The organism is Sphingobium sp. SA916, from assembly GCF_002894065.1.
In the GTDB taxonomy this organism is placed as follows: domain Bacteria; phylum Pseudomonadota; class Alphaproteobacteria; order Sphingomonadales; family Sphingomonadaceae; genus Sphingobium; species Sphingobium fuliginis.
This window is the reverse complement of record NZ_LXYF01000047.1, coordinates 13,574-26,201: the sequence shown is the minus strand read 5'-3', so window position 1 is coordinate 26,201 and position 12,628 is coordinate 13,574. Positions and strand designations below refer to the sequence as shown.

The window sequence follows — 12,628 nt, the reverse complement described above, 5'->3', positions numbered from 1 at the left end:
GGCGTGGCCCCTTCGCCCTCCGCAGGCAGCGGAGCCAGCCATCGAAAGGATGACTTCATGACAGCCCCTCTCATTTCGCTTTCCGGGCGTGTCGCTCTGGTGACCGGCGCGGGTCAGGGTCTTGGGCGCGCCCATGCCCTTGCGCTGGCGCGGCACGGCGCCATGGTCGCGGTGAACGATCTGTCGCAGAAAGACGCCGAGGCGGTCGCGCAGGAGATTATCGCCGCTGGCGGACAGGCCACGGCCTGTGCGGCCAATGTCGCCGATCCCGCAAGCGTGACCGCGATGATCGACGGAATCGTGGCGCAGTGGGGACGGGTGGACATACTCGTCAACAATGCCGGCATCTTACGCGACCGCACCTTCGCCAAGTCGACCATCGAGGATTTCCGAACGGTGATCGACGTCAACCTGATGGGATCGGTCCACTGCACGCACGCCGTCTGGAACCTGATGCGTGAGCAGGGCTATGGCCGGATCGTGTTCACCACATCCTCGTCGGGACTTTACGGCAATTTCGGGCAGGCGAATTACAGCGCGGCCAAGATGGCGCTGGTCGGCCTGATGCAGACGCTGGCGATCGAAGGAGAGCGATACGGCATCCATGTCAATTGCCTCGCCCCCAGCGCGGCAACCGGTATGACCAGCGGCCTCTATGATAGTGGCGACCTTGCCCGGCTGGGCAGCGATATGGTCGCTCCCGCAGTCGTGGCGCTTTCAGCCGGCGAAGCGCCGAGCCGGGCCATCGTTCTAGCGGGAGCGGGGCGCTTCGCGCGGGCGCATGTCACGATGACCAACGGCGCTTATCTGATCGGGGAAGAGGATATGGCGGCGGCGATTTTGTCGCAGATGGACAGGATCGGCGACCGGGCGGGCGAGCATGTGCCGGCGTCGGGACCGGAGCAGCACCGCAGGGAAGTCGCCGGGCTGCAAGAACTCGTGCGGTAATTCCGTTGCCGGACATGAGGGGATATGGGGAGAGGTTTCTGAAGCTCTAAAGGGTTCTCGATCTGTGCGATCACCGGGGGCTACTGGCCGGGCATATGCTGGCGCAGATGGGCGCGGACGTGGTGCAGGTGGAGTCCGAAGGGGGGAACCCCGCCCGGCGGCTCGCGCCCTTCGCACCGACTGGGCCGAAGGCGAGGAGTCCTTGTTCTGGGCCACCTATGCGGCGGGCAAGCACTCCATCGTCGCCGATCCCGGTGGGGACAAGGCGTTGTGGGATCGTCTGCTGCAATCGGCGGATATATTGATCGAATCCCGCACCCCTGCGGAAGGGCGGCCAGCCTGGTTCGATCCGACCGCGCCCGCACGGGCCGAGGGCAGCATGTCGATCTCGCGGTCGTGCAGACGCTGCCTCAGTGCACGCTGGGGGCGGTGCTCGCCGAAGGGGTGGGGCATGCCGATTTCGTACCGCGCAGGAAGGCGGGGGACGAGCATGTCGTGGACTTGAGCGGCAGCGGGTCGATCACGCGCAAGTCCAAATGGACGGTGTCGGACGGTCTGGCGGAGATGCACCTGGGCATCGGGCCAGCCGCCGGTCCGGCGTCCAACAAGCTGATGACATGGATGCGCGACGAGGGCTGGTTCCATCCCCTATTCGGCAACTGGGACTGGAGCAGGCTTCATGAGAAGATCATAGCCGGGGAGGTGAGCGGAGCCGATCTCGATGCGGTTCGGGCCTGGGTGCAATCCATTCTCGCTACGCGGCACAAGGATGAGCTGGTCGGCGTCGCGATCGAGCGCGGGGTCCGCATCGCGCCTATCCTGACGGTGGCCGATCTGGCCGAGAGCGCCCAATTTGCAGCGCGAGACTTCATCGAGACCTTTGGTCCTTTCGGTCCTTGCAAGATGCCGGGGGCTTTTGCCCGTGACTGTCCTGAAGGATTTGTGTGGCCTCGTCCCGCCCCCGGCTGGGCGAGCATGACATGGAAGTCGGGACGAGTGGCTCGCGGGGAGGCGGTCGCCGCCTTCTCCCGCTTAGGTTAGAGACGCGACCGGGCGACCGCTGGGGGAACTCCGCCTTATGGCCGGGACAATGATCGCGTGCTGCGCGGGATATTGGGCTATGGCGAGGATCGACTGGGCGCTCTGGCGGCGGTCGACGCTTTGGTTTGAACAAGGGAGAGGCCGTGATCCAACTCTATCATTGTGATGGCGCGCGTTCGTTTCGCGCGCCCGATTATCTGGAGATCAACCCGCTGGGGACCTTCCGTTCCTAATCGTTGATGGGGCGGCGATGAGCGAATCCTCCGCCATCACGCAATATTTGGCGGACACGCATCCTGAAGCCGGGCTGTCGGTCGCGCCATCCGACCCTGCCTATGCCGACTATCCCAACTTCCTGCACATGGGGGAGGCGACGCTCACCGTTCCGCAGACGCTATATTTTCGATATACGATGCTGGAGCCGTCGGAGCGCCGCAATGCCCAAGTGGCGGAGGATTATCGGCGCTGGGTCCTAAAGCGTCTCGAAGCTGCGATGGGCATGATGCACGGGCGGGACCATGCGTGCGGCGGTCGTTTTACCGCAGCCGATATCTCGGTGGGTTATGCCATCAAGTTCGCGGAGGCGCTGGGCCTTGGCGATGATCTCCCTCCGGCCGGGGTGGAGTATTTCCGCAGGCTCGAAGCCCGCCCAGTGTATCAGCGAGCGATGGCGGTCGAGCGGGAGAATGCAGTGGAATGACGCCGCCAGGCGCGTGCCCTTGCCCGAATTGCGACCATAAAATTGCGCGATTGAGTCATGGCGGGGTAGCGCAGGCTAGATTATCACCGCTCACCAGTTTTCAGGAAATCCTCATGCAGACACGCATCACTGAGTTGTTCGGCATCCAATATCCCATCGTTCAGGGGGGCATGCATTTTGTCGGCAAGGCTGAACTGGCGGCGGCTGTCTCGGAGGCTGGTGGCCTTGGCATATTGACCGCATTGACGCAGCGGACGCCTGCGGATCTGGCGGCGGAAATCGACAAGTGCCGCGCCATGACCGACAAGCCGTTCGGCGTTAACCTCACCTTCCTGCCGGTCGTGAACGCGCCCGACTACCTGGGCTATGTGAAGGTGATCTGCGAGAAGGGCATTCCGGTCGTCGAAACTGCGGGGAACAACCCCATCGAGCATCTGCCCGCGCTCAAGGCGGCGGGTGTCAAGATCATCCACAAATGCACCTCGATCCGCCATGCGCTGAAGGCGCAGGACATCGGGTGCGATGCCGTCAGCGTCGATGGTTTCGAGTGTGGCGGGCATCCCGGTGAGGATGACGTGCCGGGCCTCATTTTGTTGCCGCTGGCAGCGAAGGCGCTTTCGGTTCCCTTCATCGCGTCGGGCGGGATGGCGGACGGCAAGTCGCTCGTCGCCGTGCTCGCGTTGGGCGCTGACGGGATGAACCTGGGCACGCGCTTCGTGGCGACGCAGGAAGCGCCGGTGCACGATCGCGTCAAGCAAGCCATCGTCCAGGCCGGGGAGCGTGACACGCGCCTCATCATGCGCCCACTCAGGAACACCGAGCGGGTGCTGCGGAACCCTGCCGTGGATCAGGTGATCGAGAAGGAACGGGCGCTGGGTCACAGCATCCGATTCGAGGATATCGCCGAGCAGGTGGCGGGTGTCTATTACCGCATCATGGTCGATGGCGAGGTCGATGCGGGAGCCTGGAGTTGCGGCATGGTCGCAGGGCTGATCGACGATATCCCGACGGTGAAGCAGCTCATCGACCGTATCGTAGACGAGGCGAAATCGATCGTGGCGGAACGGCTGGCGGCGGTCTTCTGACGCTATCGGGGGCGCCGTTCAGCGTGCCCCAGGAATGACCGGCAGCAGGATGCGGGATGGGTACGTTTCGTCATGAAGCACCTGCTGATGCGCGATTTTCGCCTCGGCCAGGGTGCCGCCCCATTCGTCCCAGATGTTGAGGTTGCGCGCCCAGCGAGGGAAGCAGCTGCTGGTGACATCAAGCTGCAAACGATGCCCCGCCTTGAACAGATTGCTGGTCGGCAGGAGCTCTATACGCAGAAGATAGGGCTTGCCGGGTTCCAGCGGCGTCGCCGGACGAGTGGGGTTGTCGGGATTGTCGCGATAGCGGGCGCGGATGATGCCGTCGGTGATGAGGCGTGCCGTGCCGTCCGGATGCACGTCCACCAGTCGGGCGACGAAATCGGTGTCGACCACATCGGTCTTCACCCACAGCTCGACAAAGGGCGTACCGGTGACTTCGATGTCCTCATCCAGAATATCGGATGTATAGACGAGTATGTCATCGCGCTTCTCGATCACATTCTGGTCGCTGCCGCCCGGAACGCAGCTTACGCCGAACACCGCGCCGCCGCGCGTGGGCACGGGATTTGCCGGGTCGTAGATGAAGGCGTCGGGTGGTCCGCCGCTGCCCTGTTGCGGTGACAGGACGCCATCGCCCTCGCTCGTATTGGCCTGGCCGCCGCTCGACAGATACCAGGGCGTGACGACGGTGCGCGCTATCGGCCATTCTTGTTCGTCGCGCCACCTATTCGCGCCCATGATCCAGATCTTGACCGGCGCTTCCGTGTTCCCCACTACGTTCAGCTCGGAAAAATAACGGGCGGCGAGACCCATATGGCCGAAGGGATTGAGCGCCTGGATCGCGGCGGAGCCGGGCGAGATCTGTTCCCCGGTCATCTTGCTTTGGGGATGATGCGCCCATGGGCCGACGATCAAGCGGCTTTTCTGTCGCGCCGATTCGCTGCCGCCTTTGGAGCATAGGCCGACGAACTGGTCGATCGATCCCCGGATGAAGATGTCATACCAACCCGCTACGATCAGCGCGGGCACGCTGATGTTCTCATATTCGTTCGACCGGACGCTGGCCTTCATTGATGGATCGTTCGCGCCATTTTTGAGCAGATCGAAAAGCTGAGCGCCCTGAATGCTGTTCGCTACAGGCGTGAACCGGTCGAGCGGGAGATGGTCATAGCCGTCCCGCGCCAGCGCTTCGAGCCACGCGGCAGCGCGCGTGACGGCTTCGGCCTTGGCCTCGGGAGAGTCCCAGTCGCGGCGCATCAATGCTTCCACGCCGAGCATTGTCCACCAGTAACCGTTCAGCTCCAGCTCGAAGACGCCGCTACAATAGATGAAGGAGCGGTTGAAATGGCCCACCGGCACGATCGGGTTGATAGCCTGAAGTGCGGGAGGCTGTTGAGCTGCTGCCGCCCATTGAACGAAACCCAGATAAGATGGCCCGCTCATATAGACTTTGCCGTTGGCGTAGGGGAGGGCAGCGGCCCATTCGACGGCTTCCGCGCCATCCCGTCCCTCATCGACCCATGGCTGGAAATCATCCTTACCGTCTGATGTCCCGCGACCGCGCACATCCTGGATGATGGTGACATAGCCGTGCCGCGCGCCGTGCGTCAGGTCGGTCGTGAAGCCCGGCGCGACCGCCTTGCCATAGGGCGTGCGGGCGAGAATAACCGGCCATCGACCTTCGCCGGCCGGCCGCGCTACGTCGGCGCGGAGCACCGTTCCGTCACTCAGCGTGCATGGAACGTCATAATGGATCACCACGTCCTTCGGAGCGGCAGCCGGATCAAAGGACGACATGGTTGCAGACACTCCAGAAGCTTTGCATTTTTTTGGCAAATCCGGCCGGCAAAGTCCGCTTCGCCGGCCGGAATCTCCTGTTCATAATTCCAGTCGAGCCCGTCGGGTCGACTAGAAATGATAGCCCACCGACATGCCCACCTGGCGTCCCGGCTGATATTGGCCAAGCGCAAGCGAACCGATGATGGAAGACACGACGATGACGTTGCCCTTCACCTGCTCGTTGGTGACATTCTTGACGAAGAGACTGCCCGTCAGACGTCCATTGTCGCTCTCATAGTTCAGGAACAGGTTGAGCTTGCCCACCGATTTCTGTGAGGAAATGGGCAGGTTGAACTCAGTGAAATAGACGCGCGATTTCCAGTCGTAGCGGGCGCCGAGCGTGACCTTCCCCGTTGAGGTCGGAATATCATAATAGCCGCCCAGGCTGTTCGTATATTTGGGCGATTGCGGCAGGGCATTGCCCGACAGGTCGATCGAACATGGAACAGAGCCTACGCCCGTGCCCGGATCGCAAGTCGTAGGCCGCGACGAGTCGGCCGTCTGGAACTGGTCGAACGACGCATTCAGATAGGCGGCTGACCAGTCGATGCGGAAGACATCGGCCAGGCGCAGGGACGTTTCCAGTTCGACACCATAGACCGTGGCCTTGGCCGCATTGGTGACGGAGGAGGAGACGCCGACGATCTGGTTCACCTGTAAGTCGTCATATTTCATGTAGAAGGCGGCAAGATTGGCTTGCAGGGTGCGGTTGAAGAAATTGCCCTTCAGTCCCGCTTCGTAGTTCGCGTTGGTTTCCGGACGAAAGGATGGCGCCAACGTGCCCGCCGAATAGCCGCCACCCTTGAAGCCAGTCGAATATTTGAGATAGCCGTCAAGCGTGGGGTTGAACGCATAGGACGCGCCCAGTTCGTATGTCAGCCGATCCCATTTCGATGTGGACGACTGAAGCGTGCCGCCATTGATGAAGTTGTTATACTGAACGACCGACTTCTTGTCGCGAGTGTAGCGCAGACCGGCGAACAGCTTGAAATCAGGCGTGAACGCATATTGGGCCCGCCCGAACGCGGCATAGGATGTGGTGATGAGCGGAACCGCGCCGCCGAACACGGTGATGTCGTAGAGCGTGACGCCGCCGCCCAGAGGCGCTTCAGCGATCGGCACCTCGATCGCCTGTTCGAGGCGCTCGCGGAAATAGTTGACGCCCAGCAGATAAGTGAACGGCTTGGCGTTGTCGGAGGTATAGATAAGCTCGTTATATGTCTGGCGCGCCGTGTTCTTGAAGGATGCATAGGTATCCTCCGCCGCTGTGCCGTCGCCGTCCGAGACGTTCAGCAGCTTGGAGTCGGCGTAGGACAGCAGCGCCTTCAGGTTCCCGCCGCCAAGCGCCCAATTGAGGGTCAGGTTGGCGTTGAAAGCGTGAACCTTGCGATAATTGATGTTGGCGAACACTTCGCGATCGCCGACATCGCCGCGCGATTGCCCGACCAGGATTGCCGGCAGAGGAATGGTCGGATCGGGCGTTCCCTCCAGGAAGCTCGCTGGCCCGTTGGAATCGTCATTGGCATATTCCAGCAAAACTCGCGCATTGAACGAGTCCGACGGCTCCCATTTGATCTGGCCGCGAATGGACTGGTTCTTCGCATCGTCGAGGCGGTTGGGGCCATTGGGGAGGAGATTGCGCGTAAAGCCGCGATTATATGTCTGCTGCGCCGCGATGCGGCCGCTGAGCGTTCCCGATTCGTTGAGCGCGCCGTTGATGAAGCCGGAAAGCTGGAATAGGGCGGGATCGACGCCTGCCGTCAGGTCGAAGCCATAATGGGTCTCTGCCGTCGGCTCGTTCGGAACCACGTTGATGACGCCGCCGGTGGCGTTGCGCCCGAACAGGGTGCCCTGCGGCCCGCGGAGGATTTCCACGCGCGCGAGATCGAGGAAAGTGGCAAGGGTCAGCGATGGCTGGCCGATATAGACTCCGTCGGAATGGATGGCGACGCCGGAGTCCTGGCCTGCGTTGATCTGCTGGTTGCCAATGCCGCGAATTGTGATGTTCGACGAATTATAGCTATTGCCGATCTGAATGTTCGGGCTTGGCCCGACGAGATCGTTGAGGCTCTTCGTCTGGGCGGCCTCGAGCTTCTGTCCGGCATAGGCGGACACGGCGATGGGCGTTTTCCGGACCGTGTCGCTCCGCCGGGACGCGGTGACGATGATTTCGCCGAGACTTTGCGAAGACAGATCCTGCGCGGGCCTCGCTGTCGTGGCCGCCGGTTCGCTGGCTGGCTGCGCGGGTGACATGTCGGCCTGAGCCAGCGCGGCGTGCGACACGCATGACCCGCAGATGGCAATGAGCAATCGGTAGCGCAATTTCCCCTCCTTTTATTGTTGCTGCCACCTTTTAGAGGGGCTCCATATAGGCTTGGAATGATGGATGCCCACAAAGTGGAGGTGTTAATTTCTCGCATTCGACTGGTCTGTCTTGGAAAAACTGGTCCAATTCTGGAGAGAGCCCGTTTCGGGCATGAGAATTGGAGAAATGTATGGGACGTCAGAGGTTTACGCCGGAGCAGATCATAGCGAAGCTGCGTGAAGTAGAGGTAATTGTGGGGCGAGGCGGCACAGCGGTGGAGGCTTGTCGCCAGATCGGGATCGCGGAACAGACGCTATATCGATGGCGCAAGGAATATGGCGGGATGAAGGTCGACCAGGCGCGGCGAATGAAGGATCTGGAGCGCGAGAATGCGCGGCTGAAGAAGCTGGTGGCCGACCTCGCGCTCGACAAGGCGATCCTGCAAGAGGCGTCGAAGCTGATTTTTTGAGTCCCTCCGTCGCCGTGAGGCGATCGAGCAGGTCCGTCGCGCGTTGCCGGTATCGGAGCGACGGACCTGCCGTGTTCTGGGCCAGCATCGTTCGACACAGCGCCATCCACCGAAGGATGATGCTGACGAGCGGCGGCTGACAGCCGACATCATCGCGCTGGCCAAGGACTATGGCCGGTATGGCTATCGCCGCATCCATGCCTTGCTGGGCCAAGCGAGCTGCAGGTCAGCCTGTCGGTGGTCGAGCGTCTCTGGCGGCGGGAGGGTCTTAAAGCGCCGAAGCGGCAACCGAAACGGCGGCGGCTCTGGCTCGGCGACGGATCGTGCATCCGGCTGCGCCCGGAGTATCGCGGGCATGTGTGGTCCTACGACTTCGTCGAGGATCAGATGCACAACGGTCGTAAGTTCCGGATGCTTAACATTATCGACGAGTTCAGCCGGGAATGCCCGGCGTTGGTGCCGCTGCGGCGCTTCCGGTCGAACGACGTGATTGACGTGCTGGGCGATCTGTTCATCGAGCATGGGCCGCCCGAGCATATCAGATCCGATAACGGCATCCAGTTCGCTGAGCAGCCCTGCAACCGGAACACCGCCTGCCCGCGTCAAATGCGCTTTGACATGATCTGCGAGGCGAACGGTATCGAGCATCGCCTCACCAAGCCGAACCATCCATGGACTAACCCAGGTCGAGCGGATGAACCGCACCATCAAGGACGCGACCGTCAAACGCTTCCACTACGACAGCCACGAGCAGCTACGCGCACACCTTGCCGATTTCATCGCTGCTTACATTTCGGTCGCTGGCTCAAGACCCTCAGCGGCCTCACACCCTACGAATATATCGCCAAAATCTGGACTTCACAGCCCGATCGAATCATAATCAACCCGATCCACCAGATGCCGGGATTGAACACCTATGGTAGGTTGATCGCGCCTGAGGGCGCGCCCGGCGGACGCGCCCGTTCGTTTTCAAGCGTTTGAATTGTTACATCTTGTAGGACAAGCGCAGATAGCCGAACTGCCCCGGCACGTCGTAGCTGGTCGTGTCGAAATTCGCGCCGTCGCATGTTCCGCAAAGCGGCGGATCCTTATCGAACACATTGTTGACGCCGATTGTCAGGCGGGTGCGATGATCCAGCCAGTCAGGCGAGAAATAGGCCTGGATGTCCCCGTAGAAGGTCGCCTTCATGACATGGCCGTCGCTTTCAGTGACCTTGCTGAGATAGCGGCCAGTGAAGGACAATCCATAGCTTTCGGTCGAGTAGTCCAGCGTGGCGTTCGCCTTGAAATGCGGATAGGCCTGATCGCTCGCCCCGCACCGCTCCGTACCGGCGCACTTGATCGTCGGCGCGCCCAGATCCGCTGGGGGCTTGATGTTGTACTTCAGCAAATAAGCGGCGTTGATGTTGAGACCGATGGAGCCGTTGCCGATCATCTTCGAGCGGTAGTTCAGAGTGCCGTCGATCCCGTCGGTTTCAATCGCGTTGAGGTTCTGGAGCACGCCGTCGATGCCCGCGACCGCACCGCTGCCGGTACGGGTGATCGCGGCACAGCTGATCGGATCGGCCTCGAACGCGCAACGCTGGAGCGTGAGCGTGGCGGGCACCGAGTCGATCGCATTCTTCAGCTTGATCGTGTAGTAATTGACCTCGATGCTGAACGCGCTGGCGAAGCTGTCGCGTGCCCAGGCCGGGCTATAGACGCCGCCTGCGGTCCAAGTCTTGGATGTTTCCGGCTTCAGACCCGTAAAGCCCTGCGAGAAAACGCCCAACTGACCGCCCTGCGGTTCGGCATAGCTGCCGCCGGCAGGGACGCCATTGGCAATGCAATTCGCCCGGACGGTCGCGTTGGTCTGCCATGGGCTGCCCGGCACATTCGTGCAGGGATCGTTGATCGTCGCGTCAGTGCGCGAACGGCCGGCATAGAGTTCACCAATGCTGGGCGCGCGAAGGCTTTCGGCATAACCGCCGCGCAGGAGCAGGTCGCGGGTCGGCTTCCACAGGCCCGAAACCGTGTAGGTGGTGTTGCTGCCGAAGCTGGAATAGTTGGAATGGCGCACCGCGCCGTCCAGTTCCAACTTCTGGAAAAAGGGCGTGTCGGACAGGATGGGGATGCGCAGTTCGCCATAGAATTCATCGACATCGAAGCCGCCGCGTGCAGGGCTGGTCGGCACGTCCGCCCCCAGGCCCGCTGTGATGATCGGGTCGGGAGTATAGGATGCCTGCTGATCGCGATGCTCATAGCCGACAGCGAAGCCCACCGCGCCACCAGGCAGGTCGAACAGGTCGCCCGACAGGTTGGCAGTGACGTCCCACAATTCCTGTTCGCTGCGGTCGCGCTCGTCGAAGGTCACATAATCGAGCATTGCCTGAGTTATCGACCCGGCGCCGCCGAAGATATTGAACGGTACGCAAGCGCCGGTACAGGCGCCGACTGGCCCCAGTGCCTGGGCGAGCCTGGCGGCGTTGAGGTTGCCGGTGAAGACTTGGTGCGCATTATTGGTGCCATAGCTGCCATTGACGTCCCAATACCATTTATGGTCGCCGACATCGAACGTGCCTTCCAGCGTGGCCGCCATTGTGAGCGTATCGACTTCCTGGCTGAAGATGCGCGGTCCGCCCTCCACGAAGCGGCGACGGATCGTCGAATAGTTAGCCGATCCCGGATCGGCCGAGAGCGTGACGCCAAACGGATTATAGGGGTTGCTGGCATCGACCGAGATCGTGTCCAGCAGGTTGCCGTTACCCGCATCGGGCCCGATGAACAGCGGAAGGAACGCTGCTTGCGTGGTCGACTCGCGGTGCTGATAGACCAGCCTTGTCCGCAGGCTGACAGCGTCGGAAAATTCAAACTTGCCGTTCAGAAAGGCGCCATAACGCTTCGAGGGCGTCAGCAGATAATTATAAGGCGCGAAGTTGAAAGAGTCCGTTGCGGACACATAGGGGCGATAGTCGCTCAGCACCGGCGCGCGGCCTATGATCGGATTGCTCAACGTCAGGCTTTGTCCCAGCACGTCGTAGCGGCCGTTGGGCGTGGCGCTGGAACAACCGCCATCCGCGCAACTGCTACCGCCGGCGGCGGGCCATTGCGAGATCGAGCGGTCGGCGGTGCTGACGCCTTCCTGCTTCACATAATTGCCGCCAAAGACGATCGAGACGCGATCGGACTGGATGCCGTAGCTGGCGTTGATGTCGTAGGTGTGTCCGTCGCCCTGACGATAGGTGCCGAACTGGGCCGACATGTCGAGGCCCTTTTGCGACTGGCGGGTGATGATGTTCACCACGCCCGCAACCGCGTCCGAGCCATAGAGCGGGGAAGCACCCGACTGCAGCACTTCCACCCGCTCAATCATGCTTTGCGGAATGGTGTTGAGATCAACCGAGGCCGGAATGCCGCCAGCCGCCGATCCGTTGACGTAGCGCATACCGTCGACCAGCACGAGTGTCCGCTTGGCCCCCAGATAGCGCAGGTCAATTTCGGCTGAACCCGAACTCACGCCGGTGCCGTCGGGCGGCCCACCGATATTCCCCGCATTGTTGGTCTTGGTATTGAGGCCGCCTGCGGCGCTTGGGATACGTTGCAGCACGTCGGCGATCGAGGTCAGGCCGGTCCGCGCGATGGATTCCTGATCCACCGTGACGATAGGTTTGTCTTGTTCGGTGGGATCCCGGCGAATGCGCGATCCGGTGACGATAATGGCGTTGCCGTCATCGGCCTGCGGAACAGCGGACTGCGCTAATGCCGGCGCAGTCGCTCCAAGAACCGAAAGCATGACGCCGCAGTACAAGGTATTTTTCAATCGCATGATTTTACCCCTTGATCGTCGTTCCCTGGAGTGGAGTGTTGCTGCTCTGCTGCCGGCTGGCAATCGCACTTCTGTTGCGGCGCACAACCTATGTCGGTTTTTTGTAATATGTTGCTACTTGGCAACAAACTGTTCGTCGCGTCTTTTCTACGATTGAACAGGCCGCCCGTTTGCTCATGATCGTCATGAAGAGTTGATCGAAAAGCTGCAGATTGTAGCAACCCTTCTGGAGCGTAAAAGAGTCCCGCTCTCGCATGCGCTCGCTGAAGCATCGGCGTCAAGGATACGGTGGCCGTAGTGGCTTGAAGTATAGAGACTGATCCGGCATATTGCTTTCAGGTTAGACACACCATGAATATCTTTATCTAAAAGACTATTTTGATGGCTTTGTTATTTGTGGACAGCTTCTGTCGCAGCTCCTAATGGTGGATTT

The 12,628-nt window shown here is 61.3% G+C and carries 8 protein-coding genes and 1 pseudogene; 6 read left to right on the top strand and 3 right to left on the bottom strand.

Annotated elements, in window-relative coordinates; translation table 11 throughout:
* Positions 1-57: 57 nt before the first annotated feature.
* The 5 genes from A8G00_RS14955 (at position 58) to A8G00_RS14940 (ending at position 3,774) form a co-directional block, all read left to right on the top strand.
* Complete coding sequence (locus A8G00_RS14955; protein ID WP_044660896.1) at positions 58-948, top strand: SDR family NAD(P)-dependent oxidoreductase; 891 nt, start codon at positions 58-60, stop codon at positions 946-948.
* A 62-nt stretch (positions 949-1,010) separates the two neighbouring features.
* Positions 1,011-1,253 (top strand): CoA transferase, encoded by a 243-nt coding sequence (locus A8G00_RS25910; protein WP_367379457.1) that lies wholly within the window; start codon positions 1,011-1,013, stop codon positions 1,251-1,253.
* A complete protein-coding gene (locus A8G00_RS25225; RefSeq protein ID WP_158230080.1) occupies positions 1,219-1,989 on the top strand; it encodes a CoA transferase in 771 nt (256 codons plus the stop codon). The genes A8G00_RS25910 and A8G00_RS25225 overlap by 35 nt, the downstream gene beginning before the upstream one ends.
* A 250-nt stretch (positions 1,990-2,239) precedes the next feature.
* Complete coding sequence (locus A8G00_RS14945; protein WP_253258007.1) at positions 2,240-2,689, top strand: glutathione S-transferase family protein; 450 nt, start codon at positions 2,240-2,242, stop codon at positions 2,687-2,689.
* Between the two features lie 113 nt (positions 2,690-2,802).
* Positions 2,803-3,774: a nitronate monooxygenase family protein gene (locus A8G00_RS14940; RefSeq protein ID WP_099186696.1), complete on the top strand. Its 972-nt coding sequence runs from the start codon at positions 2,803-2,805 to the stop codon at positions 3,772-3,774.
* 18 nt (positions 3,775-3,792) lie between these two features.
* Here A8G00_RS14940 and A8G00_RS14935 read toward each other — a convergent pair whose 3' ends face one another.
* On the bottom strand, positions 3,793-5,574 hold the full coding sequence (locus A8G00_RS14935) for a CocE/NonD family hydrolase (protein WP_099186697.1): 1,782 nt from the start codon (positions 5,572-5,574) through the stop codon (positions 3,793-3,795).
* Between the two features lie 111 nt (positions 5,575-5,685).
* Positions 5,686-7,938, bottom strand: coding sequence for a TonB-dependent receptor (locus A8G00_RS14930; RefSeq protein WP_146001654.1), 2,253 nt, complete (start codon positions 7,936-7,938; stop codon positions 5,686-5,688).
* A gap of 173 nt (positions 7,939-8,111) precedes the next feature.
* Here A8G00_RS14930 and A8G00_RS25665 point away from each other — a divergent pair.
* Positions 8,112-9,371: pseudogene (locus tag A8G00_RS25665) on the top strand (IS3 family transposase).
* Positions 9,372-9,375: 4 nt separating this feature from the next.
* Here the strand turns inward: A8G00_RS25665 and A8G00_RS14915 are convergent.
* Positions 9,376-12,195, bottom strand: a complete 2,820-nt coding sequence (locus A8G00_RS14915; RefSeq protein ID WP_103001039.1) for a TonB-dependent receptor — start codon at positions 12,193-12,195, stop codon at positions 9,376-9,378.
* Between the last annotated feature and the right edge of the window lie 433 nt (positions 12,196-12,628).